This window comes from Tenacibaculum halocynthiae, assembly GCF_964512825.1.
Classification (GTDB): Bacteria; Bacteroidota; Bacteroidia; order Flavobacteriales; family Flavobacteriaceae; genus Polaribacter; species Polaribacter halocynthiae.
This window is the reverse complement of sequence record NZ_CAZELG010000011.1, coordinates 101,836-126,833: the sequence shown is the minus strand read 5'-3', so window position 1 is coordinate 126,833 and position 24,998 is coordinate 101,836. Positions and strand designations below refer to the sequence as shown.

Genomic DNA, 24,998 nt, shown 5'->3' with positions numbered 1-24,998 from the left:
TTACAACCTCAAAACTAAAAAAAATGGTATTAATAACTATCTATGTTACAAGTCTTATTTTAGGATCTTTTTTGTAATATTACACGTTTAAAGAAAACAATTAAATTAACTAACTCAATTGCTTATGATCAATCATTTCACTAAGACTAAAAACTTTTTACAAGAACTTAATTTTAACATCACAAAAGAAAACGAAGCTGATGGGGTTTTTGTCATTGAAAAGGAAAGTTTTGGTATAAAAAACTTAATTGTAGGTGTAGCATATCCTATAGTTATTATGGAACAATTTCTTTTTAAAGTAAATCAACCAAATGAAGAAATTTTCAAAAATCTTTTAAAGAAAAATAGAGATATAATTCACGGAGCTTTTGTTCTAGACGACAGTGGTGAACGCGTTATTTTTAGAGATACTTTACAATTAGAAAATTTAGATTTAAACGAATTAGAAGGAAGTTTAAACTCACTTAGTTTATTATTGAGTGAATACTCAGAACAAATTATAACATATTCAAAATATTAAAAAAAAATTATCATGAACATATTTAGAAGATTATTTAAAATAGGAAAAGCTGAAGCAAATTCTGCCATCGATAAAATGGAAGACCCAATTAAGATGACCGAACAAGGTATCAGAGATATGAAGCAAGATTTAGATAAAAGTCTTGAAGCTTTAGCACAAGTAAAAGCAATGGCAATTAGAGCCAACAATGAAAAAGAAGAGTATACTTCTAAAGCAGAAGATTACCAAAATAAAGCAATGCTTATTTTGAAAAAAGCTCAAAATGGTGATTTAGATGTTTCAGAAGCAGATCGTTTAGCTAAAGAGGCTTTAATTAAAAAGGAAGAAGCTACAAAACACATAGCTAGAACTTCTGAAGAGGCTGATAAATTTAACAAATCTGTTACTCAACTTGAAAAAAATGTTTCTGAAGTAAAATCAAACATTAGTAAATGGGAAAATGAATTAAAAACATTAAAAGCTAGAGTTAAAGTTAGTAATGCTACTAAAAACTTAAACAAACAAATGGCTGAAATTGATAGTTCTAGTACTGTAACAATGTTAGAACGAATGAAAGAAAAGGTGCAACAAGAAGAAGCTTTAGCTGAAGCTTATGGAGACATTGCAAACGAATCAAAAAGTATAGATGATGAGCTTGATGCTATTACTGACACTACAGAAGATAGCGCTTTAAGTGATTTAGAAAAATTAAAAGAAAAATTAGGTATTAATAACGATAAAGAAGCATAATATTGAATTCACTAACCGACATAATATTCTCTAATGTAAACATTACATTAACCATATTAGTTATTATACTAGTTATTTATTGGCTTGTAACTATGGTTTCTGGTATTGATTTTGACCTTGATGTGGACATCGATGTAGACGTTGATGTGGATGCAGGTATTGAAGGAGGAAATGTTGACTTTCATGATATTGCAAATACAGAAGTAAATAAAGAAGATGTAGTAGGTAAGAGACGAAAGCCATTAAAATGGTGGCAAGTAATCCTTATTTACTTCAACTTTGTTGGACTTCCATTTATGTTTACTTTTACCTCTTGGATATTCATTTGGTGGATTTGCACAACAGTTAGTACTACAATAACAAATAGCTTTAATACCACTTTTGGTTTCGTATTAATGCTTGCGGGATTCTTTCCTTCATTATTTATTACTAAAGTTTTCACATCGCCCTTTAAAAGTTTTTTCAAAAACTTAAATCAAGATGGTGATAAACCAATTGACATTACTGGTAGAACTGGTGTTTCATTATCAAAAATAACAGACAAAAAGTTAGGTTCTGCTGAAATAAAAGCAGAAGGAGTTACTCTTTCTATTAATATTAAGTCCTTAAATGGAGAGTTAATCGAATTTAGAGATCAAATATTAATCATAAAACAAAGCGCAGACAAAACATTTTATTACGCACAAAAATATATCAACTAAAAAAACTAATTAATTACTATGCTAGAAAATTTAATACAAATAGGATCTATTGCAATCGGGTTAATCTTATTCTTGGTAATTGCATACTTTGCAATCGTTGCAATGTTTTACAAAAAAGTACCCCAAGGACAAGCTTTGGTTCGTACAGGTTTTAAGGGAACCAAAGTTGCTACAGACAGAGGAATGTATGTAGTTCCTGTATTTCACCGTGTAGAAATCATGGATATTTCTGTTAAGAAAATTCAAATAGAACGTTTAGGTAACGATGGACTTGTTTGTAAAGATAACATGCGAGCTGATATTAAAGTAGCCTTTTTTGTTCGTGTTAATAATGAAGTAGAGTTTATAAAAAAAGTAGCACAAACAATTGGATGTGAAAGAGCATCACATCATACAACATTAGAAGAATTATTTGAAGCTAAGTTTTCTGAAGCATTAAAAACGGTTGGAAAGAAGTTTCAGTTTACAGAATTATATGAAGCTCGTCGTGAATTTAGAGATGAAATTGTTGATATTATTGGTACTGATTTAAATGGTTACACTTTAGAAGATTGTGCTATTGATTACTTAGAACAAACACCTGTTTCTTTCTTAAAAGCTGATAATATTTTAGATGCTCAGGGGATTAAAAAAATCACTGAATTAACAGCAGCACAAAACATTAAGTCTAACTTAATTATGCGTGATGAAGAAAAAGTAATTCGTAAACAAGATGTTGAAGCTCGTGAAGCAATTTTAGAGTTAGATAAGCAATTAGCAGAAAAAGAAGAACAACAAAAACGTGAAATTGCTAACATCAAGGCACGTGAACAAGCAGAAACTTTAAAAGTTTCTGAAGAAGAACGTTTAAAGTCAGAAACAGCAAGAATCGCAACCGAAGAAAAAGTACAAGTTGCAGAAGAGAATATGCAACGTCAAATTATTGTTGCTGCAAAAAACAAACAACGTACCGATGTTGTAGAATCTGAACGTGTAGAAAAAGACAGAATGCTAGAAGCTACAGAGCGTGAACGTATTGTTACTCTTGCTCAAATTGAAAAAGAAAAAGTAGTTGAAGTAGAAAAGAAAAATATTCAAGATGTTATTCGTGATCGTGTAACTTTAGAAAAAGGTGTGGTTGAAGAACAAGAAAACATGAAAGATATTGAAGCTTTTAAAACTGCCGATCGTAACAAACAAGTAAAAATTACAGTTGCTGAAGCAGATGCAGAAGAAGCTTTAATTAAAACAATAAAAGCTGCTGAAGCACAAAAAGAAGCTGCTAAGCAAAAAGCTGAAGAAATTAATATTGAAGCTCAAGCACAAAAAGAAGCTAGTGAAAAAGAAGCAGAGGCAAGAAAAACATTAGCAGAAGCTAAAGCTAAAGAAGAAGCTACTATAGGAATGTCTGAAGCACAAGTAATGCATGCAAAGGCAGATGCCAACGAACGTCAAGGACTTGTTGATGCAACTATTATTGAGAAAAAAGCGAAAGCGGAAGCTGCTGGAACTTTAGCAAAAGCAGAAGCTTTAAAAGAAGAAGGGATTGCTGAAGCTGAAGTTATTAAAGAAAAAGCATTAGCAGAAGCTACAGGAATTGAAGAAAAAGCGGAGGCAATGAAAAAACTTGATGGTGTTGGTAAAGAGCACGAAGAGTTTAAATTACGCTTAGAAAAAGAATTAAAAGTTGATTTAGCTCATATTAACGTTCAAAAAGATATTGCAGATGCACAAGCTCAAGTTATTGGAGATGCTTTAAAAGCTGCCAATATTGATATTGTAGGTGGAGAAACAATGTTCTTCGATCAAATAATTGGTCAAATTACTAAAGCTAAAGGAGTAGATAGACTTGTTAAGCACAGTACCAATATTCAAGATGTAAAAGATGCTATTTTGGGAAGTGATGATGTTAAGGGGAATTTACTAGAAAAAGTAAAAGATTTTGCTAACCAGTATGGAATTTCAACTGAGGATATTAAAAATTTAACGATTGCCAACCTTTTAATGGATTTAAAAGGAAAAGCAACAAATTCAGATGAAGAAAACTTATTTGGGAATCTATTTAATCTTGCAAAAGGTTTAGGATTATCTGATAATAAATTATCATAATACATAAACTATGAGGTTAATTTAAAACTAACCTCATAGTTTGTATCTCACAATACTTTACAAGAATAAAAGCTATAATTCCGAAAAAGAACTTCTTTCTTTACCTTATAAAAAACATATGGAAAACCAAAATACTACCCAACAATTAGACGGCGGAACTTATGAAATTATTCAAGGTAGATTGCAAAAACAAAAGCAAGATTTACAAGAACGATTGCATAAATTAAATGATGCTAGAAAACATGTTTTTGGCACCGTTGAAACCAAATTAATTGCTAATGATAGAATAAATACTGACAATAATTGTATTGCCAGAGATATTGTTTCTCTAGGTAACACTTCAATATTTGGATACAACGTACACTTTGGGTTACGAACCGATATAAAACTTTCAGATGTATTTAGTATTTATGAATTTAAAGACAATCACTTTCATCTACAATCATTGAACTTATTAAATGATGCTATTTTTACTGATGATTTCACCAATTTATATAAGTACTACAGAAACACTATTTTTTCAAAATTTGCTATTATTGGAAACTACCTATATATGGTTTTCCAATTAAGTGAAAATAAAAACGATATTAAAGCTTTTAAATGGCTTATTAAAGAAAACTCACTTCAATATATTGACAACAGAAGTGAACATGAATACAAGTTTCCCACCCAACATGAATTTAAATGGCAAGAAGCATCTAGAGATATGCATCGTTATGGTTCACACCCACATATTTCCATTTTAGATAAAATTTTTGTTGAAACTATTGGTGGTGACTTAACTATTAAAATTGAAGATAATACAGATGATGGAAAAGGTGTATTGTCAGAACCTGTTGAACATATTGATCAAACTTTAGACGATGGTCAGTTTCGTTATGGAAATCTAGGAAATTTAATTACTCTTGAAGTAAAACCATTCCAGGAAGACCCTAGATACTTTGTTTACAATCATAAGTTACAAGAAGTAAAAAAAATTGATAGTATAAAAGATACAGCTGTTCAATTGCCTGATGATCATGGTATTATTTTCCCTAACGGTTATTACCTTCAAACTGGAGAATACAAATTATTTGAAAGCGACACGAAAGATGTTAAATTTCAAGAAAAAATAATTTCACCAAATGGAGAAGATTTCTTATATGTATTTTACGCAACCATTCGTGGATTATACATATTAATGTCTTACAATATTATTGAACAGGAAGTAAAAACCCCAATAATATGTAATGGATTTACCGTTTTAGAAAATGGTGAACTTTGTTATTTTCGTACAGAAAACGAACAAACCAAACACCATGTTGTTCAAATTTGGCAAACACCATATTTAAAAGGCGATTTTATACCTTCTCAACATCAAGATAGTCTATTATACAAAATAGGGAATAAAGATATTGTTAGTGCAATGGCTGAATGCCATGAATTAATAAACCTTTTAAACAAAGAAGATAACTATACTGGTTTATACGATGATATTGCTCGAATATCAAAAAACATCAATGATGCTTACTACTGGATACCAGAACAAGAAACTCATCAATTAAACCTTCCTATTTCACAAATTAATGAAGCTGCAAATGCCGCTATTGATGAATTTGAAAAAGTAGTACAATTAAAAAAACAAGCAGAATCAGAAACCAAAATTATCAATCAAAAATCTGATGAACTTTTTAGTAAAATAAAAAGTACTTCCTTTAAATCTATTGATGATTTTGTAGTACTATTAAGTAAACTTAGAACTTTACGAGGTGAAGTTATTAGCCTTCATGATATTCGTTATATAAATATCGAATTATTAACTGATTTAGAAACTCAAGTTGCAGAACAAAATAACTTAATATCTAAACGATGTGTTCAGTTTTTACTTAATGATAAAGCATTAGCTCCATATCATAAAAGAGTTAATGAAAAACAAGAAGCCTTACCTACAATAAAAAAAGTAATTGACGCTAAATCACTTGAAAAAGAAGTAAATCAAATTACAGCTGATTTAGAAATGTTAATCGAAATTGTGACTAATTTAGAAATTGAAGACACCTCACAATCAACAAAAATAATAGATAATATATCTTTAATTTTTGCCAGTTTAAATCAATTAAAATCTGGTATAAAAAACACTATAAAAAGTTTAGGTAGTAAAGAAGCTAAAGCTGATTTTACAGCTCAATTAAAGTTAATTGATCAAAGTATCATTAATTATATTGACATGGCTACCACTCCTGAAAAATGTGATGAATTTCTTACTAAAACTGCTATTCAACTAGAAGAATTAGAAGGTAAATTTGCCGATTTCGAAGAGTTTATCACCCAAATAATTGAGAAAAGGGAAGAAATTCATAATGCGTTTGATAGTAGGAAAAATAGTTTAATTGAAAAACGAAATAAAAAAACAGTTGCATTACAAACTGCTTCTGAACGTATTTTAAAAGGAGTTAATAAAAAAGCTCAATCTTTTACCACAATCGAAGACATAAATGGCTATTTTGCAGCTGATTTAATGATTAATAAAGTTAGAGACATCATTAATCAATTAAAAGAACTTGATGATATAGGTAAAGCTGAAACCTTAGAAACACAATTAAAAGTTGCCAAAGAAGATTCTTTACGTAAGCTTAAAGACAAACAAGAACTTTATGAAGATGGTGAAAATGTAATTAGACTAGGAAAACATAAATTTGGTGTTAACAAACAATCATTAGACCTTACTATTGTTTATAAAAATGAAGGCCTTTTTTACCATTTAACTGGAACTAATTTTTATGAAGAAATCACGAATGAAACTCTTTTATCTTCCAAAAAATATTGGAACCAGGAATTAATATCTGAAAATGATACTGTTTATCGTTCTTCTTATTTAGCTTATAAATTATTTAGAAAATTCCCTGAGCAAGAACTGATTAATTTATCAGAAGAAAATTTACTAACTCTTGTTCAAAAAGAAAGTAGTAATTTATATTCTGAAGGCTATTTAAAAGGGGTTCACGATGTTGATGCTACAAAAATTTTATATACTTTAACTCACAAAAATCATGAACTAGGGCTACTCACCTATTCGTCAAATACAAGAGCATTTGCTCAATATTTTTGGCATCACTTAACTAAAAACCAACAAAACAGCTATAACACAACTATAAAAGCCTCAGGTGAAGTACTAAGTATTTTTCCAAACAGTACTTCTTACGATTTTATAATTAGTGAATTAGAAAACGCTATTCAAATATTCAATAAAGAATCACAATTATTAAATATTACTAATTGTAGAGAGGTAGCAGAATACATTTTTAAAGAATTTCAACAAAATAACACATTTCAAATTAGTACGGATGCTATAGATATTAAAAATCTATTTATTAAAACTTTAGACAAACAAGATGCTTTGCATAAGTTTAAATCTGGAATACAAAAACTTGAAAAATATACTGCTAAAATACAATTAGCAACACAATGGGTAACCTCTTTTATTAGCACAAAAAAGCCAGCTTTTAAAAACTATACTCATGAAGTAGTATGTTTACTTCTTTTTGAAACCCTTTCTAAATCAAACATTGTAAGTGTACATCCTAATACAAGTTTAAAAGATTTAAAAGGAAATCATTTAACCATAAATGATGGTGTTTTTAATTTCAATTACCATCAATTTATAACAGGCTTACAACAGTTTACTGAAATTGAAGTTCCTAATTTTGAAAAGTACAGAGAAGCAAAACATCAGATTACTGAAAATTTAAAAGAAGAATTAAAATTAGAAGAATTTAAACCAAGAGTACTTTCTTCTTTTGTTAGAAATAAATTGATAGATCAAGTTTATTTTCCATTAATTGGAGATAATTTAGCAAAACAGCTAGGAACTGTTGGCAATAATAAACGTACCGATAGGATGGGAATGTTATTATTAATTTCTCCTCCTGGATATGGTAAAACTACTTTAATGGAATATTTATCAAATCGTTTAGGTTTGGTATTTATGAAAATAAACGGCCCAGCTATTGGACATGAAGTCACTTCTGTTGATCCTATGTCTGCTAATAACTCAGCCTCTAGAGAAGAACTAAAGAAATTAAATCTTGCATTTGAGATGGGTGACAATGTTATGTTATATCTCGACGATATTCAACATTGTAATCCTGAATTTTTACAAAAATTTATTTCACTGTCTGATGGTACTCGTAAAATTGAAGGTGTTTATAATGGAAAACCTAAAACCTACGATTTACGTGGTAAAAAGTTTTGTGTAATAATGGCTGGAAACCCATATACTGAAAGTGGTGATAAGTTTCAAATACCAGATATGCTTGCCAATAGAGCTGACATATATAACTTAGGAGATATAATCGGAGATACTGAACATTTATTCAAGTTGAGTTTAATAGAGAACTCAATGACTTCAAACCCTGTACTGCATCAACTTAGTAGTAAATATTTTGAAGACGTATATACGCTTATCGATAAAGTTGAAAACAATACTCAAGAAATCAATTTAAAAGGAAATCATACAAAACAAGAAGTACAAGACTATACCGCTGTTTTAGAAAAAGTGATTACAGTTCGTGATACTATTTTAAAAGTAAATCAAACCTATATACAATCGGCAGCAATGGAAGATGCATATAGAACTGAACCTTCATTCAAATTACAAGGATCATATCGTGATATGAATAAATTGGTTGCAAAAATTGTACCTATAATGAATGATGATGAATTGCAACGATTACTATTATCTCATTATGAAAGTGAATCTCAAACGTTAACCTCATCGGCTGAAGCTAATTTATTAAAATACCGAGAATTAATAAATAATTTATCAAATGAAGAGTTAACTCGATGGGATAGCATCAAACAAATATTTATTAAAAATAATAAATTAAAAGGTTTTGGTGATAAAAATGAAATGGCTCAAATCTTAAGTCAAATGATGGCTTTTTCTGATAATTTAGAAGGAATTAAAGCTGTTTTAAAAAAAGGCTTAGATAAATAATATTATGTTTACATAAAAAACTAACTAAAACTAACACTATGGGATTTTTTGACCTATTCAAAAACAACAAAGAAAAAGAAGAAAAACATTACGACCCTACAAATATTAAAATAACGGATTTAGAAAAAGGATACTTACTAGATTACGACTTAGAAACCTGGACTGTTACTAAAATGTCTGAATATGATTGGGGTAATAATTTTTTCACTAGAGAATTTACTATAGAATCAAAAGGAAAAAAAAGATTTCTTCATATTGAGGATGATGATGAACTTATTATCACTCTTTCAGAAGAATTAAAATATAGAAAACTTGGTACAATCGTTACAACCTATATAGAAAATAACGGAAAACCACCTAAAGAAATTTCTTACCAAGATATTACCTATTATTTAGATGAAGAAGCTTCAGGATACTATAGAAATGTAGAAGCTGAAAACTGGGAAGAACTTATTTCTTTTGACTATTTAAATGAAGATGAAAATAAATGTTTAACTATAGAACAATGGGATGAAAATGATTTTGAAGCCAGCGTTGGAAAAACACTTAAAACATTTGAAATTAGTAATATTTTACCATCATATAACGAATAATTATGCGCCTTATTAAGTACTTTTTTCTATTAACTATATGCTTATTAATAAATGCATGTGGTGCAAGTAGAAAACCAAAATTTGTAAAATCACCTATTGATAATATAATTACAAAATATATTGATAAGAATAATTACAATGTCATATTAGCAGATATGGATTATAAAGAAGATACTGATAAGTATTTTCATAAATATCGAATTCTAATTGAAGAATCTAAACCTTTTTTAACAAAAGAAGAATTAAATGACACAATTAATAAACCTACAGATGTAAAAATTGTAAACACTGATTGGAAAGAGGTTTCTCCTATAACTTTTGACGAATACAAAAATGATTTAGGAATGACCATATTGAGTAAGAAAAATGGTAAACTCGATAAAAACTCAGCTCCAGCTGGTGTAAATAGTTACGTTGGAAACTCTAGATACGGTGAATGGAGAACTCATAGCAATGGTAGTTCTTTTTGGGCTTTTTACGGTCGTTATCGTTTATTCTCTGATTTATTTTATGGGTCTAGATATGGTTACGGATATGGCTACCCTAGAAATGATTGGAATGACTATAATAGAAATTATAGAAATAAAAAATCATACTATGGTAGTTCAAATAAATACGGAACGAAATATGGAAGTAACACCAATACTTCATGGAGTAAAAAACCACAAACATTTAAAAGCAGAGTAAATTCAAAGGTTAGTAAAAGTGCTTCTAGTTTAAAGTCTAGAGGATATACTTCTAGTAAAAGCTATAGTAAAACAAAAAGAAGTAGTTCAAGATATAGTAGATCATCCTCTCGTTCTAGAAGTGGCGGATTTGGTAAATAACAACGATTTAAAAAACTAAACAAAATAGATGGAAAATCTAACCGAATATATAAACATTAACAGCTTACTACATTCTTTGGGATATGTAGCAACTGCTTTTATAATTTTTTACTTAGGGAAAATAATTTATAAATTATTAAACCCTAAAATTAATATAACACACGAACTTATAGAAAAAGATAATTTTGCTTTTATCCTTTCATATGTTGGGTATTTTATCGGACTTATTACTATCCTTGGAGGAGCAATTGTAGGAGAAAGTGCTGGTTTTTATACTGACCTAATTCATATTGGAGTTTATGGAATAGCAGGGATCATTTTATTGCATATATCAATTTTAATTAGCGACAAGTTAATCCTTCCAAAATTCGACATTAAAAAAGAGATTATAGAAGATAAAAATGAAGGTACTGGAATTATAGAGGCTTGTATATATATCGCCAATGCATTGTTACTTCATGGAGCTCTTATTGGTGAATCTACTAGTTTACAAGAAGGACTTTTAACATTTATTAGCTATTGGACAATAGGAAACTTTATGCTCGTTATAGCAATAAAAATCTTTACTTTATGGATTAGTTTTGATGTACACAAGCACATTGAAAAGGATAATGTAGCGGTAGGTGTTAATTTTGGAGGAGCCATACTTGCTATTGGGATTATAATAATGAATGCATTAATTGATCCTTTTATTGATTGGACAACAACTCTTATCGATGTTAGCTTACAAACTATTTTAGGAATTATCTTGTTACCAATTATGCGCTTCTTAACAGACAAAATATTATTACCTGGAAGAAAATTAACTGATGAAATCATTAATCAAGAAAAACCAAATATCGGTGCAGGATTAATAGAAGCATTTGCTTATGTTGGTTCAGCTATATTAATTACATGGAGTATCTAAAAAACAATTCATTTATTCTAAAATCGGCCATTTTCGCTACAGGTTTTGCCGGAATTGTAGCTGAATATGTGCTATCAACTTTAGCTACATATTTTATTGGAAATTCAGTTTTTCAATGGACAATGATTGTTTCTTTAATGCTATTTTGTATGGGATTAGGAAGCAGACTTAGTAAAAGGTTTACTAAGAACTTAATTAGAAATTTTCTATTACTTGAATTAGCTTTATCACTAATTGTTGCTTTTTCATCTGTATTAGTGTATACACTAGCAGCAGTATCATCATACTATGATGCAGTTATCTATTTTTTAAGTATGCTTGTTGGTTTACTAATTGGTTTAGAAATCCCTTTAGTTGTAAGAATTAATAAAGAATATGAAGATTTAAAAACTAACATTTCTTCAATTTTAGAAAAAGATTATTATGGAAGTTTATTAGGTGGAGTATTCTTTGCTTTTATAGGCTTACCTATACTAGGACTTACCTATACTCCTTTTATTTTAGGGTTCATTAATTTTTTTGTAGCCTGTTTAGTGTTTTATCGCTTTAAAGGTAAAATGATAAAAAACCAATTAAAATCAATGTTAGCTATGATAAGTATTGTTTTAATTACACTTATCATGGGAATGAGTTTTACTGACACAATTATTACCTGGGGTGAACAAAAAAAATACAAAGATAAAATTGTTTATTCAACCCAAAGTAAATATCAAAAAATTGTGCTAACTGAATGGAAAGATGAACATTGGCTATACTTAAATGGTAACTTACAATTTTGCTCAATAGATGAAGAAATGTATCATGAACCTTTAGTACATCCAATTATGCAACTACACCCAAATCCTCAAAAAATATTAATTTTAGGAGGAGGTGATGGATGCGCAGTAAGAGAATTACTAAAATATCCTTCAGTTGATAAAATTGATATGGTAGATCTAGATCCTAACATGACTGAACTTGGAAAAAAAAGTCCAATTCTTATCAATATTAACGAAGGATCAATGAATAGTGAAAAGCTTAAAATTTACAACAAAGATGCTTACGTTCATCTAGAACAAGACAATCAATCTTTCTACGACGTTATTATTATAGATTTACCTGATCCAAGAAGTGTTGAATTGGGCAGACTTTATTCTCATGAATTTTATACATTATGCAAACGTAAATTAAGACCTCATGGATTAATCATCACACAATCTGGTAGTCCTTATTTTGCAACCAAAGCTTTTCAATGTATTGATTTAACAATGCAATCTGCAGGTTTCACTACAGTTCCAATGCACAATCAAATTATATCTATGGGAGAATGGGGATGGATTATAGGAACAAAAAACAAAGATGTTTCTAAAGAGAAATTTAAGCAAAAACTTCGAAACCTACAATTTTCATCAGTATCAACAAAATGGATTAATAAGGAAGCTATGTTACTAATCACTTCTTTTGGTAAGAAAGATTTTTTTAATATTGGCACAAATAAAGTTGAAGTTAATAAAATTCAAAACCCAGTATTATATCAATATTATTTAAAAGGAAATTGGGATTTATACTAACACAAAATGAACACTGACTACAAACACATACAAGCCAATATATATAATTTTCAAGAATGGATTTCTGAAACTAATCCTGAGGTTTTAAAAACGAATTTTGAAAATTTATTACAACAAAGTAAATTTACTTTATTAGCTTTTAACGAACATCATTTTGAACAACAAGGATACACCTGTTTTTGGCTACTAGGAGAAAGTCATTTAGCCATTCATACGTTTCCTGAGAGTAACAAAACCTATATAGAACTTAGTAGCTGTAATCAAGAAAAATTGAACGTATTTAAAAACTTGATGCAAGTATGAGTTCCAAACAAAAATTAATATTCTTTATACTAGTCGCTGGAATCTATAATATACTAGTATATAGCCTATATCATTTTGAATCTAATTTTGAAAATACTAATATAAATAACCTTGCTGATGCTTATTGGTATTCTATTGTTACATTAACTACAGTTGGTTATGGTGATTTTTACCCAATAACATTCTGGGGAAGACTCATCGGTATTTTATTTGTATTGGGAAGTCTTGGTGTCTTAGGATACATCGTAACAGAATTAAGCTTAAAAATATCAGAATACTTAAAAAAAAGAGAAATGGGATACTTTGGAACTGACATGAATAACCACTGTATAATTATTGGATGGAATGCTTTTTCTAAACAAGTAGCAGATCAAATTATTAAGGCTGAAGAAGACCTAGCAATAGTTGTGAATAAAGAATCTGACTTAAAAACTATTAAGCAACTATACTCTGATAAAAACTGCTTTGTTTTACTTACTGACCTTAATGATTACAAGGCATTAGATAAAATAAAGCTTAAAGAATCAAGAAGAGTTTATATCAGTTTTGAAAATGATACCGACACATTAGTTTATACAATTAGTCTAAAAAAACGATTTGAAAACATTAATTGTGTAGTTGCTATAGAAAACATAGAATTAAAATCTTCTTTCAACTATTTGGGAGTTCAGTTCATTATTCCAAAAAATGAAATTGTTTCAAAATTTATAGCTAGTTATATATTTGAACCTAATGTTGCTTTACTTACAGAAGATTTAATTTCTACTTCTAACGACAAAAGTAATTTAGACATTTGCGAAACTAAGCTATCAAGTAAACATACTTATATTAACACCACTTATTTAGAAACTTTTATTCATTTAAAAGAAAAATATGGTATTACACTAGTAGCCCTTAGCAGAAAAGGACAACTCATTAAAAACCCTGAAAACCATCTTACACTTCAAGAGAATGATGTTATAATATATATAGCTAATGGGGAAAATAAACAGTTTATAAATTAGCCTATGGACAATCAATTAAATGATATACTAACAAACATTCCTTTATTAAGGAAAAAAGTTGAAAAAATAAGTTTTGAAAATAATATAGATAAAGATGAATTATTAATAGAAATGCTAAAATTTCTTAACCTTATTCATATTACAAAAACAAAATTAAGTCCATCCTTATTAATTGATTTAGCATGGCATGAATTTATTTTATTCACTAGGTATTACCAAAAGTTTTGCTCTACTCATTATAATAGGTTTATACATCATACTCCTAGTGAAAATGAAGATTATACTATTTATCAAAAAACAATAAAATTATATATTAAACATTATAATAAACCACCAGAATCTATTTGGGGATCTTATGCTATGACCCAATGGGAATCTAATAATTGTGGGGCTTGTCATAATTAAAAATTAGCCTATGTATTTAGAAGGAATTATTACCATTGACCCTAGTCAATTAACAGAAATTAAAAAAGTAAAACCAACAAAAGCTTTTAAAAAATTCTTCCATCACCTAACGCTTGGAGTTATTTCAGATAAAGAAGAACGTGAAACTTTTACTGCTGTAGCAATACTGCAACAATTAAACGCCACATTTAGAAGTTTAAAAATCAACAATATCATTAAAATATCACATGATGATATTGATTTCTATCATGATAAAGATGGAAAAGAAAATGATTTAAAACATGCTCTCGATAAATATGAAATAGAGGTAAACGATGCTATGTCTATTCATTTCAAGCAACTAAAACTTGTTTTAGAGCATGAAGATTTCGATTTTAAATACCTGATAGAAATTGAAATAAATAGAGATCACAAAATAGGAGTTTTCCCTTTAGTTATTAAAATTTCAGGGTTATTTAAAGAACTTGAATCAGGAAATCCTAATAAAACTATATCTCAGGCAACCAGTTCTCAATTAAAATTTGACCAGTTTAAAGAAAAGAAGACTTCAAGATTTGATTATTTTTTAAACAAAATAAAACTTGAATTAAAAAAACAAGTAGAAACTGATGACATTAAATCTTTCATTAAAAACAAACACGTACTACCTAAACAAAAAGTAAATACAAAAGAAGATATTAGATACAATACAAAAAGAGGGGGGATTTATGGTGGATATCATGGCTTTGATGACTATCTTTTTTATAGTTTAATTTGGTCAGATATCATGCATCATAATAACAATATAGTTATAACAGATTCTTATTATGAAAATGATTCTGGAGAAGATATTGGATATGCCAAAGAGTTAGAAGTTTCAAATGATGCTTTTAATAGTGAATCTAATAATGACTTAACTGATTCTGTCACTTTTGAAGAAGACCCTTTAAGTATTAATGAACCACCAACAAATGAATCAAGTAACTGGTTTGATTTCAATTCTTGGGGTGGTGATTCAGATTCAAATGGATTTGATTTCAGTAGTAGCCCATGCTCTAACTGTTCATCATGTTCAAGCTGTGCTTCTTGTGGTGGTGATTAATATTAAAAACATATTGAAAATTGATTTTAGCATTTGATACCTATTATTTTGAAAACCAAGCAAAAACCGTTTGTATACAATTTAATAACTGGAACAGTAAGGAAACTACTAAGGTTTATGAAGAAACTTTAACTGGTATTTCTGACTATATTCCTGGAGAATTTTACAAAAGAGAATTACCTTGCATTTTAAGCTTACTTAAAAAAATTAACCTAGATAATTGTTACGCAATAATTATAGATGGATTTGTTTTTTTAGATGACAACAAAAAACTAGGACTAGGTGGACACCTTTATAAATCATTAAAAAATAACATTCCTGTAATTGGTGTAGCCAAAAATGATTTTAAAAATATCAATACTCACAAAACATCGATTGTAAGAGGTAATAGTAAAAAAGCATTACATATTACTGCAATAGGAATGGATGTAAACATTGCTGCCAAAAAAATTAAAGAAATGCACGGAGAGTTTCGTTTTCCTGATTTATTAAAAAAAGTAGACTCACTAGGTAGAGAAAACCTTACAAACTAAACTTATGTTCTTTTCTGAAATAAAAAGTAATTACAACGAAGATATCTCTATCTTAATAAAACCAGATAATCACCCTTGGAATTATATTTGTGAATGTGGTGATGCTAGTAACTTAACCGTAAAAGAGATACAAAATACGAATGCGATTTTTATTAGTCATACCCATATAGATCACTTTGTAAACTTTGACGCTATCATAAGACATCAAATAGGTACACAAAGAAGAATTCTTATCTGCGGCCCTAAAAATATAGCTAAACAAGTTCAAAATAGAATAAAAAGTTACACTTGGAATTTGATTGAAAAAGATGCTATTATTTACGAAATACGTGAAATGATTTCTGACAATGAAATTCATATCTATGAAATAGAACCTCCTGTATGGGAACTTAAAAAAACTTCTATTAAACATAACAACATTCTTTTTGAAGAAAATAACTTTATAGTAACTGGAATATTGCTTAACCATAAAACACCTTCTCTAAGCTATAAATTTAAAGAAAAAGACACACTTAAAATCAACCTTAAAAACAGTAATTTTAAAGGAGGAAAATGGGTAAATGATTTAAAAAACGCTTTTCTAAAAAAAGAAGAAACCGTTGCTATAAATATTGAAGGTAAAAACTATGAATCTAAAGATTTATTTCATTTACTACACACCCAAGAAGGAGATTCGATAGGAGTTATTATGGATCATGCAGCTAATTTTGAAAATCATTCTAAGATTAAAAAGCATTTTTTTCAATCTAATAAAATATACATAGAATGTTTTTATAAAAATGAAGACAAAGAATATGCTCACCTTAATTATCATAGCTACTCAGAAAAATCAGGAGAAATAATGAACGCATCTAAAATAAATGAGGCAATACCTGTACACTTTTCTAGAAAATATAACGAACAACAAATAGAGGAAATTATTTCAGAATTTAAAACAGTTTTCAAAAACTAAAAAAACCCTTTGAATTTTATAAAAGCTCAAAGGGTTTAAAATAAATAAAAAACAACTTCTTTTTATTATCTTAGAATAACCATAAGTTATTTAATAATAAATCGTTTATCTTCTTTGGTATATTTATTTTCTATTGTTAAAATATAAATACCAGTTTTTAATTTATCTGTTTGAATACTTCTTCCTGCTAGTTTTCCAGTTTCCAGTACCTGCCCCAACATATTCGTAACACTATAAGAAGCATTTAATAAATTCTTACTATTTCCTGTTAAATAAAGAAGCTCTCCTCTTTTAACTGGATTCGGAGCTACTTCGATTGAAGAAAACACACCTTCATCCTGAGTACCAATAACGTCTGTTCGAATGCCAAATTCACTTACATTAATTGATGATGTTCCACAAGAGCCTTCATAAATTTTCACATTAGAAAAAGTAGAATTATTTCCTGATCCAGCATCATTATCATTAATAAAAACTAACCTATCCATGGTTCCTGTATAAGAACTACCTACAGGAATTACATATTTTTTTGTTCCACTTACATAATTATCAAAATTAGTTACTCCATAATTTTGAGTTCCATGAACTTTGAAATATCTTGAAGAAGTTAAATTATTGTCATTTTCAAATCCTACTGCGTGAATCTCACCTTCAGACGTACTGCTAAACTCAAACTCTATTACAGTGTTAGATGTAACTGTATAATTCATTAAAATATACTTCCAAGTATTATTCGTTAATGCTAGTGAACCTCCTGAGCCTCCAATAGAATAATTTCCACTTGAATCTTGATTAGAAAATGGACTTATAGTAAAATCGTTAAAATTCAAAGCTGTACAATCACCTCCTGGGTCTCCTGCTCCATTAGTAATAGATATTGCATCTATAGCAATATCACTTTGCCAACCACTATTTCCAGAACCAGTAACTACATTAAACCTTAATTGTACACTTGCTTCATTAGCATAAGCACCTAAATCAATAGTTGCAGTTTTCCAGCTATTTCCTTGATCTCCACTTTTGCTAAACACTGATGTCCAAGTACCTGTATTGTCTTTTCTTGCCTCAACTTTTAAAGTCGCAATTGCGCTACCATACATGTGATATTGAAAAGCCAATTTAGGATTTACTACCGAACCAAAATTTAAACAAGGAGAATTTAAAATAGCTCTCTTATTAGGGTACCCTGAACCATTTCCTGAAGCTTCAACATATAAATACGTAGAACCATCAGCTGCATTACTTGGCCCAGTATTACTTGAAGGAGTTCCTCCAGAATCTCTTGTAAAGTTTAAATCATCTCCAGTGGTTGCATCTTTCCATAAGCCTAAATTAGATTCAAAACTTTCATTGAAAGGAAAAGAAGTAACATCACCAGCACAACTTCCTGGATCTGGATTACCTCCATCACATGGATTGGTATACGATACTGTTTGATCTGAGTTAGTATTACTACCACCATTATTATTTTCTACAGCTCCTTCTCCTACTCCTCTGCCTGAGAAAGCTTTCCAAATTAAACATTTATATTTTCCTCCGTATAAATCTTGATCAGCTTGTAAAATACCATCTCTACCTGATACAAAACCAGGATTACTTGCTGTATTTTTTAAACCTTCTATAACTAAAGCCATTGCAACATTATTACCTCCAGTACCTGTATAAAAATTTGGATCAAAACCTTCTTGATCTATAATCAACCAAGTCATATCCCATAATATTGAAGCAAAACTATAACCAACTCCATGCGGTACTCTTAATCCACCTATATCAGCATAATCTGTATTATTCACAGATCTATCAGTAGAATACACCGTTGGCCTAATTCCTACTCCATCTAAAGCCTGACCTAAAGCATAAGTACCAACTCCTTTTCTATCTGTTCCTTTATCACCTGCTTTCATGGTTAACATTAATCCAAACCAATCAGACCAACCTTCACCCATTTGCTCAGATCCTCCTAACACATTCGCATTCCTTCCACCTACTAATCTTGTAGAGATACCGTGTCCATACTCATGAGCAATAATCATATTATCAAATGAACCATCTCTATTAGGATTCGTTCTAGTCCATAAATACATTTGCATTCTTGCATTACCTCCATCTGTTGGAGTTGCCATATTTGCATTATTAGTTCCTCCTCCATCTTGAGAATCAGCATTTACAGAATCACTTCCTGCTCCCCCTTTTCCATAGTTGTTTTCTTGAAAGTTTCCTGAAGCTTCATCAAAACCATATTGATACCATACATCATGCATAATATTATTCCAATAAAACAAATTTGTAGTTGAAGCATCTCGATAAGTACTTGGTGCTTGACTTAAATTAACTGGGAAATTAAAATCTAAACTAGAACCTCCACTTGGAGAAGCTCCAGTGCCATTATTTCCGTTTGCATCTTCTTGAGCCCATACATTATTACCTCTTGTAATTGTATGTTCAGCACCTGCAACACCATTTGTATCATGCCACCCATAAGGTGATGCTACAGAATTAGCTGGATTAGTAACAACTGTTCTTCCTCCATCATCTGGGTTAATTAATGGCATTGCATATACATTATAAGAATCTGGCGCTAACATGCTAGATTCTTTTAAATATGGAGTACTAGATTCTTTATTTGAATTAAAAAACTCAGAAGAATCATGAGTTGTATGAGAATCATGACCATGATGAGTGTCAAAATTACAAGTTATAACCCAGTTACTTTCCGATATAATTTTATTTGAAGAAGCATCTACGTAACTATTCCACCAGTTTTTACCTCCTTTTTCATATAAATTAACATTCCAGCACAAACGTAATTCACCTTCATGTAAGAAGTATACCTTTTTAACAAGAATGGGTTCATTATCTTCTGTAATTCCTGAATTCTTAAACTCAACTAAATCATCTCCTTTACTTTTTCTCATTGTTTTAACTAATTTAGCACTAGTTAATTTATGAGCTCTTATAACTTCATTTATAGCTTGTGTTTCCGTTATAGATATTGATTTTTGTTTAGATGTTTTTATCTTTATATCATTAACAAATTGATTTTTTGAATAATTAACTTTATTATTTATAATTGATAAATTATAAGTACCATTTACAATAGGAATACCATTATAATACTGTGTTAAATAATAATGCGTCAATCCTTTTTTTAAGGAAGACGCAGTACTAGTTACTTTCCATTCAGCATAATCTAAAGATGTCGTTTTTCGAGCTTTCTGTAAATCATTAAAATGTTGTTGGATCAGTCCTAAATTTTTAGGGGTTTGTGTTTGCGAAAAATTTGTTTGGCATATTAAAAGTAATACAGCAAACAGGTAGTTTTTTTTCATTTGTTTGGTTTTGAGGGATTTATATCTACGTAAAGTTAACAAACCATCTCCCAAAACTTAAAAATGTTAAAAAAATAAACATAATATCGTTTTTTAACAAAAAAACACACTTTTAAATCATTTTTTTAACAATAAAATAAATTAAACCAAAAATTAACAGTAAAAAAATATTAATTTTTTCAATAAAACACAATTAAAATTTACACTCCTATCAAAGTTAGCACCAGCTTTCTTTTCCCTCCACAATTTCTATGTTCTCCTAAATATATACCTTGCCAAATCCCCATATTCAATTTACCATTTGTTACAGGAATCAAAACTTGACAACCTAATATTGAACTTTTAATATGAGCAGGCATATCATCATCACCTTCATAATTATGCTTATAATAAGACATCCTCTCCGGTATCATTTTATTAATATGTGTTTCAAAATCTAATCTTACAGTTGGATCAGCATTTTCATTAATTGTTAAACTAGCAGAAGTATGCTTAAGAAACACTTGAAACTGTCCGGTTATAATATCTCCTATTTCAGGCATTTCTCTAACTAAAATATCAGTTATTAAATGATAACCTCTTCTATATTCATTTAATTGAATTTCTCTTTGGTAAATTTTCATTTGCTAAAAATAGAAGACTATTAATTTAATTCATAAAAATCATCTATTTTTTTAAACATTCTTTCATTGTTTTCACTCTTAGGAGTTATCTCTAAAGCCCCTCCCCATACTTTATCGTTACCTTTTAAATGTTTAAGTATTGCTTTCATATCTGAATACTCAATAACCTTCATTGCATCTACCAATGAAAACCATCTGATATCAGAACATGACTTAGGTATTTTTAAATCGCCTGATTTGTACGAAGCTTGATAATAATGCATTAATGTTGGTTTTACACGACCTTTATAATGAAAAGTAAACAACCCTCTTAGTTTAATTTTTTTAAGTTTAGCCCCAACTCCGTCACCCATTCTCTCAATAAATTTATATAACGAATAGTTGCCTTTATATTTTCTCCCTTGTATTTCCCATGAATCTCCCCATTTAACTAATAAAATTTCTTTTTTATTATTTGTTATAATTAATTTAAAGAAAGAATAATTGGTAGAAACTACTTCAGACTGACCTACAATTTTTGCACTTATTAAAAACAATACTATTAACAAAATTCTCTTCATTCTATTATATATTTTAAAAACAAAACCGAATAGTGTTTTCTACTATTCGGTTCAAACTTAAATAATCAAAAAAAAATGGATTTATTCATCTAAATAATCCTCTAAAACTGTGATCCACCCTTTAACTGGATCTAGTAATAGTTTTTCAGTATTTTTAGTATACTCTAATTGAATTGTACCTGTAGCTACAGGATCAATATTTTGTCCATCTTTATAAGCCCATACAGTTACTTTTAAATCATATACTTTTCCTTGAGTTAAATTATCTTGCGTTAATCTTAATAACTCTAAAAAAGCATAATCAGCAATATTGTTAGAAGTATTAATCGTTACTTTAGGATAAAAAAAGTAAAAATCATTTTTATAATCTGTTAATTGAGGAATGTTTTTAGAAAACTTTGTACTCGTTTTTCTTAAAGCCTCTCTACTGGTTTTTTGCCCTGCCATCTCATACGTAATATTAAACCACGCTCCTGGATGAGAAACTGATAACGGCTGCTCAAAGTAAGGCTTAAAAGCTACTGTTTCACCCAACTCTCTTTTTGTTATAAAATTAGCAGATTTTTCAACCGGTTGATTAGCTTTTGAACTTTTTAAATAGTGCGTTTGCTTAGCAAATGCAACTTTACCATGGTAATTTTTATACGTTTCAAAACGCATTAATTTCTTTTTAGTTTTAGCTATTTTAGCAGTATTTAAACTACTTATTAACATATCAACTTTAGCTTGTGCTGTTTCAATATCCCAAGTATCTAAGTCTGCTTTATTTTTTGCCATTACCTCAATTACTGTTCTTTTTGAATCTAATGGAACAGACTCTTCGTATTTATTAATACTTCTACTTGTTTGTTGAGTTTGTGCTAAAACCCCTGGTGCCACTTCAAAAACCTCAACATAAGATTTTGCATAAGAAGACATCCATACAAAAAACATTTTTACTTGTTTTTTTCTGTAATAACTCTCCTTAAAGTTCATTTTTAATTGAGGCTTTTCTTGTTTTTTTTCCCAATAATGTAATTCATTAACAACTTTCCCCTCATTTTCTTTTACAAATCTAAAGCCAAATGCTTTTTTATCTTTTAATCCATGATACTCACCACTTAAGCCTAAATCATCTTTTTCATTGTTTAAATATGAAAACGTACCCCCTGAAGCTCCTCCAGATTTAGATTTTTTAGATGAACTTTTTTTAGAAGTTACTTTTTTTAATAATCTTTTAAACTGAGCATTTGACTCATTACTTGTTCCGAATAGCATTGCTATACTTAACGCACATGTTACTAATATTTGTTTTCTCATTATACTTGAATTTAATAGTTTATTTAGAAACTTAATTTAACTGCTTTTACTTGTTTATTAATTCTTCCTTTATCTCCTCTTACTCCATTTCTTCCTCTACTTGCATATGAATATTTAGGAGCTCCTCCTTTTCCACCTGCTCCTCCTGCATTATTTAAAACAATATTTAATTTGGTAACAGAAGGATCTTTAATTAATAAAATATTACCTCCTGCTCCACCATTACCTCCATTTCCTCCATTTGGAGAGCCTTTTCTTCCTTCAAACCCATTCATTCCCTGACCACCATTATTATTTACAATTAGCTTAGTGTTTGGTGTTAACTTATACCTCACAACCAATTTATTTTTAGTTGTATTGAATATTTCTATTTTATTTAATTTCACTCCAGTTTGTTTGTGTGAAACCGTTTTAACTTTAATTGTTAAATTATCACCTCTTCCAGCATGTTGTCCATTTTGACCTTGAAAAACAGTTACATATTTATGTCTTTCATGCCCCCAGAAACCTGTTTGATTTACCTGTATAGACAAGTTGTTTGTTGTATTAATATGTTTAGTAGCTTTTAATGTTTTATGAAATTTTGAAATAGCTTGAAGCGTAATTCTATCTTCTTTTAAAGTTTTAGCATCTTCATCAATTCTTACTTCATCAATTGTATTACTACAACCTTTGTTTTTAAGAATAAAATCACTCCAAGGAATTTTACCTCCTAAATTTTCTGTTGATAATTTACTTCCATCTTTAAGAATTGCAACAACACCATATTTTATAGCTTCAGAAAAATGAGCTACTTTATTAGGAGTATTCACTAACTGTATTTCTATTTTACTTACCTCTCTATTTTGTAAAGAATTTTTCTTTCTTTCTGCTTCGGCTATAGCTGATTTTTGTTCTTTTACTTCTGCTCTGGCATTCGTTTGATTTTTAAATACAGCTTTTGAATAATTTTCTACTAACTTATTTAGCTCTTTATAGTTTTTATTTAAACCACCTTTTGTAAAAACATATTTTGTTGTTGCTTGCTCTTTTCCATTCCAACTATAATAAACCCCTATACCATCTATAAAAGTTAAACGATATGTTGAAAAAGAAAAATATGCTGGATGACCTGGTACGTCTGGTTTAAAAGTTTCATCTAAAATACCTGCTCTTTTTACTAAAACTGTGCTGGTTTTATCTCCTGATTTTGAAAATTGTATTGGCCATTGCTTCTTAACTTTTACCATCTTATACTTACCATAAGAAACTTTTTTAACTTTATACACTGTATATTTTCCAGAATTATAGTTTGCTAATATTTCATTCTGGTTTTGTTGTGCAGAAGCTATCAATGTAAAAAGCACTACTATTATTAATAAAATTCTCTTCATGTTTACTTCTATTTAATTCTGTTTATACCCCTCTTTAATTCTTATACAAATAACGCTTGCTAATATCAAAAAAGCAGAAAATTACTTCCCAAACACACTAAATTACTTCCGAATGAAAAACACACAAAAACCTACAAACCAACAATTTGAACACGCAAACAATTAAAAAACCTGAAACATCAAAAAACCTGAAACATCAAAAAATAACCTCCAATAAAAAAAGCCAAAACTAGTATCCTAGTTTTGGCTATTAATCTCTTTAAAAAAATTTACGTTATAATAATTTTGACAATTTTAAAACCTTGCCACAATGCTTACTTTCTATTTTAAAAATTACTTTTCCTTTTCTACCACTTTTTGCCCAACGTACTTCTTTTCCCACTTTACATGAAATACTTGTTTTTGACCCTTTATTTAAGGATACAAAACCAGTTCCTGTATAAATTGACACTTTACTTTTAGTATCATTTATTAATGAAAAACTGCTTCCAATTATTTTTTCTGTCTTTACTTCTTTAAAGGTTTTACTTTCTTTTGGTGAGTTAAATAATAAAGCTCCAATTGTTGATATAATAATAAATACTAATTTCATTTGATTATTTTTTAGTTAATTTTAAAAACAAAAACTGCATGAGACAATATGTAT

At 29.1% G+C, this 24,998-nt stretch carries 21 protein-coding genes; 15 read left to right on the top strand and 6 right to left on the bottom strand.

Annotation, left to right across the window (positions count from 1 at the left end):
• Window positions 1-124: 124 nt before the first annotated feature.
• The 15 genes from ACKTTQ_RS03130 (at window position 125) to ACKTTQ_RS03060 (ending at window position 17,168) form a co-directional block, all read left to right on the top strand.
• Window positions 125-520 (top strand): type III secretion system chaperone family protein, encoded by a 396-nt coding sequence (locus ACKTTQ_RS03130; protein ID WP_093870684.1) that lies wholly within the window; start codon window positions 125-127, stop codon window positions 518-520.
• Window positions 521-532: 12 nt separating this feature from the next.
• Entirely contained in the window at window positions 533-1,249 is a 717-nt protein-coding gene (locus tag ACKTTQ_RS03125) for a PspA/IM30 family protein (protein WP_093870683.1), read from the top strand.
• Between the two features lie 2 nt (window positions 1,250-1,251).
• Window positions 1,252-1,950 carry a hypothetical protein gene (locus tag ACKTTQ_RS03120; RefSeq protein ID WP_299135786.1) on the top strand — a complete coding sequence of 233 codons (699 nt, stop codon included), beginning with the start codon at window positions 1,252-1,254 and terminating at the stop codon, window positions 1,948-1,950.
• A gap of 18 nt (window positions 1,951-1,968) precedes the next feature.
• A complete protein-coding gene (locus tag ACKTTQ_RS03115) occupies window positions 1,969-4,038 on the top strand; it encodes a flotillin family protein (protein WP_408048363.1) in 2,070 nt (689 codons plus the stop codon).
• Window positions 4,039-4,156: 118 nt separating this feature from the next.
• Entirely contained in the window at window positions 4,157-9,013 is a 4,857-nt protein-coding gene (locus ACKTTQ_RS03110) for a DNA repair ATPase (RefSeq protein ID WP_408048362.1), read from the top strand.
• 38 nt (window positions 9,014-9,051) lie between these two features.
• The gene (locus tag ACKTTQ_RS03105; protein ID WP_408048361.1) at window positions 9,052-9,606 is read left to right on the top strand and encodes a DUF4178 domain-containing protein; all 555 of its coding nucleotides are present in this window, start codon (window positions 9,052-9,054) and stop codon (window positions 9,604-9,606) included.
• Window positions 9,607-9,608: 2 nt separating this feature from the next.
• Window positions 9,609-10,433, top strand: a complete 825-nt coding sequence (locus ACKTTQ_RS03100) for a hypothetical protein (protein ID WP_093870678.1) — start codon at window positions 9,609-9,611, stop codon at window positions 10,431-10,433.
• A 28-nt stretch (window positions 10,434-10,461) separates the two neighbouring features.
• Window positions 10,462-11,340 carry a DUF350 domain-containing protein gene (locus ACKTTQ_RS03095; protein ID WP_408048360.1) on the top strand — a complete coding sequence of 293 codons (879 nt, stop codon included), beginning with the start codon at window positions 10,462-10,464 and terminating at the stop codon, window positions 11,338-11,340.
• On the top strand, window positions 11,328-12,890 hold the full coding sequence (locus ACKTTQ_RS03090; protein ID WP_113785752.1) for a polyamine aminopropyltransferase: 1,563 nt from the start codon (window positions 11,328-11,330) through the stop codon (window positions 12,888-12,890). The genes ACKTTQ_RS03095 and ACKTTQ_RS03090 overlap by 13 nt, the downstream gene beginning before the upstream one ends.
• Window positions 12,891-12,896: 6 nt before the next feature.
• Complete coding sequence (locus tag ACKTTQ_RS03085) at window positions 12,897-13,193, top strand: S-adenosylmethionine decarboxylase family protein (RefSeq protein WP_113785753.1); 297 nt, start codon at window positions 12,897-12,899, stop codon at window positions 13,191-13,193.
• Window positions 13,190-14,197: a potassium channel family protein gene (locus ACKTTQ_RS03080; protein ID WP_093870674.1), complete on the top strand. Its 1,008-nt coding sequence runs from the start codon at window positions 13,190-13,192 to the stop codon at window positions 14,195-14,197. The genes ACKTTQ_RS03085 and ACKTTQ_RS03080 overlap by 4 nt, the downstream gene beginning before the upstream one ends.
• A 3-nt stretch (window positions 14,198-14,200) precedes the next feature.
• Window positions 14,201-14,602 (top strand): glycine-rich domain-containing protein, encoded by a 402-nt coding sequence (locus ACKTTQ_RS03075; RefSeq protein WP_093870673.1) that lies wholly within the window; start codon window positions 14,201-14,203, stop codon window positions 14,600-14,602.
• Window positions 14,603-14,612: 10 nt separating this feature from the next.
• Window positions 14,613-15,683 carry a hypothetical protein gene (locus tag ACKTTQ_RS03070; RefSeq protein ID WP_299135782.1) on the top strand — a complete coding sequence of 357 codons (1,071 nt, stop codon included), beginning with the start codon at window positions 14,613-14,615 and terminating at the stop codon, window positions 15,681-15,683.
• 20 nt (window positions 15,684-15,703) lie between these two features.
• Window positions 15,704-16,216 carry an endonuclease V gene (locus tag ACKTTQ_RS03065; RefSeq protein ID WP_408048359.1) on the top strand — a complete coding sequence of 171 codons (513 nt, stop codon included), beginning with the start codon at window positions 15,704-15,706 and terminating at the stop codon, window positions 16,214-16,216.
• Between the two features lie 4 nt (window positions 16,217-16,220).
• On the top strand, window positions 16,221-17,168 hold the full coding sequence (locus ACKTTQ_RS03060; protein WP_113785757.1) for an MBL fold metallo-hydrolase: 948 nt from the start codon (window positions 16,221-16,223) through the stop codon (window positions 17,166-17,168).
• Between the two features lie 86 nt (window positions 17,169-17,254).
• On the opposite strand, the gene ACKTTQ_RS03055 is transcribed toward ACKTTQ_RS03060, so the two are convergent.
• From ACKTTQ_RS03055 to ACKTTQ_RS03030, 6 genes are all read right to left on the bottom strand, one after another.
• Window positions 17,255-20,497, bottom strand: a complete 3,243-nt coding sequence (locus ACKTTQ_RS03055) for a M36 family metallopeptidase (RefSeq protein WP_408048358.1) — start codon at window positions 20,495-20,497, stop codon at window positions 17,255-17,257.
• A 200-nt stretch (window positions 20,498-20,697) separates the two neighbouring features.
• The gene (locus tag ACKTTQ_RS03050; RefSeq protein ID WP_408048357.1) at window positions 20,698-21,120 is read right to left on the bottom strand and encodes a secondary thiamine-phosphate synthase enzyme YjbQ; all 423 of its coding nucleotides are present in this window, start codon (window positions 21,118-21,120) and stop codon (window positions 20,698-20,700) included.
• Between the two features lie 20 nt (window positions 21,121-21,140).
• Window positions 21,141-21,680 (bottom strand): NUDIX hydrolase, encoded by a 540-nt coding sequence (locus ACKTTQ_RS03045; protein WP_408048356.1) that lies wholly within the window; start codon window positions 21,678-21,680, stop codon window positions 21,141-21,143.
• Between the two features lie 81 nt (window positions 21,681-21,761).
• Window positions 21,762-22,979 carry a hypothetical protein gene (locus tag ACKTTQ_RS03040; protein ID WP_093870666.1) on the bottom strand — a complete coding sequence of 406 codons (1,218 nt, stop codon included), beginning with the start codon at window positions 22,977-22,979 and terminating at the stop codon, window positions 21,762-21,764.
• A 23-nt stretch (window positions 22,980-23,002) separates the two neighbouring features.
• On the bottom strand, window positions 23,003-24,352 hold the full coding sequence (locus tag ACKTTQ_RS03035; RefSeq protein WP_408048355.1) for a hypothetical protein: 1,350 nt from the start codon (window positions 24,350-24,352) through the stop codon (window positions 23,003-23,005).
• A 274-nt stretch (window positions 24,353-24,626) separates the two neighbouring features.
• Window positions 24,627-24,944 (bottom strand): hypothetical protein, encoded by a 318-nt coding sequence (locus tag ACKTTQ_RS03030; RefSeq protein ID WP_408048354.1) that lies wholly within the window; start codon window positions 24,942-24,944, stop codon window positions 24,627-24,629.
• Window positions 24,945-24,998 lie beyond the last annotated feature (54 nt).

What these genes read in the sequence shown, in the direction of transcription:
- ACKTTQ_RS03100 (WP_093870678.1), top strand. Translation starts at nt 9,609, where the DNA reads ATGCGCCTTATTAAGTACTTTTTTCTATTAACTATATGCTTATTAATA.
- ACKTTQ_RS03050 (WP_408048357.1), bottom strand. Translation starts at nt 21,120, where the DNA reads ATGAAAATTTACCAAAGAGAAATTCAATTAAATGAATATAGAAGAGGT.
- ACKTTQ_RS03115 (WP_408048363.1), top strand. Translation starts at nt 1,969, where the DNA reads ATGCTAGAAAATTTAATACAAATAGGATCTATTGCAATCGGGTTAATC.
- ACKTTQ_RS03055 (WP_408048358.1), bottom strand. Translation starts at nt 20,497, where the DNA reads ATGAAAAAAAACTACCTGTTTGCTGTATTACTTTTAATATGCCAAACA.
- ACKTTQ_RS03075 (WP_093870673.1), top strand. Translation starts at nt 14,201, where the DNA reads ATGGACAATCAATTAAATGATATACTAACAAACATTCCTTTATTAAGG.
- ACKTTQ_RS03085 (WP_113785753.1), top strand. Translation starts at nt 12,897, where the DNA reads ATGAACACTGACTACAAACACATACAAGCCAATATATATAATTTTCAA.
- ACKTTQ_RS03130 (WP_093870684.1), top strand. Translation starts at nt 125, where the DNA reads ATGATCAATCATTTCACTAAGACTAAAAACTTTTTACAAGAACTTAAT.
- ACKTTQ_RS03125 (WP_093870683.1), top strand. Translation starts at nt 533, where the DNA reads ATGAACATATTTAGAAGATTATTTAAAATAGGAAAAGCTGAAGCAAAT.
- ACKTTQ_RS03105 (WP_408048361.1), top strand. Translation starts at nt 9,052, where the DNA reads ATGGGATTTTTTGACCTATTCAAAAACAACAAAGAAAAAGAAGAAAAA.
- ACKTTQ_RS03070 (WP_299135782.1), top strand. Translation starts at nt 14,613, where the DNA reads ATGTATTTAGAAGGAATTATTACCATTGACCCTAGTCAATTAACAGAA.
- ACKTTQ_RS03080 (WP_093870674.1), top strand. Translation starts at nt 13,190, where the DNA reads ATGAGTTCCAAACAAAAATTAATATTCTTTATACTAGTCGCTGGAATC.
- ACKTTQ_RS03110 (WP_408048362.1), top strand. Translation starts at nt 4,157, where the DNA reads ATGGAAAACCAAAATACTACCCAACAATTAGACGGCGGAACTTATGAA.
- ACKTTQ_RS03090 (WP_113785752.1), top strand. Translation starts at nt 11,328, where the DNA reads ATGGAGTATCTAAAAAACAATTCATTTATTCTAAAATCGGCCATTTTC.
- ACKTTQ_RS03040 (WP_093870666.1), bottom strand. Translation starts at nt 22,979, where the DNA reads ATGAGAAAACAAATATTAGTAACATGTGCGTTAAGTATAGCAATGCTA.
- ACKTTQ_RS03035 (WP_408048355.1), bottom strand. Translation starts at nt 24,352, where the DNA reads ATGAAGAGAATTTTATTAATAATAGTAGTGCTTTTTACATTGATAGCT.
- ACKTTQ_RS03060 (WP_113785757.1), top strand. Translation starts at nt 16,221, where the DNA reads ATGTTCTTTTCTGAAATAAAAAGTAATTACAACGAAGATATCTCTATC.
- ACKTTQ_RS03030 (WP_408048354.1), bottom strand. Translation starts at nt 24,944, where the DNA reads ATGAAATTAGTATTTATTATTATATCAACAATTGGAGCTTTATTATTT.
- ACKTTQ_RS03095 (WP_408048360.1), top strand. Translation starts at nt 10,462, where the DNA reads ATGGAAAATCTAACCGAATATATAAACATTAACAGCTTACTACATTCT.
- ACKTTQ_RS03045 (WP_408048356.1), bottom strand. Translation starts at nt 21,680, where the DNA reads ATGAAGAGAATTTTGTTAATAGTATTGTTTTTAATAAGTGCAAAAATT.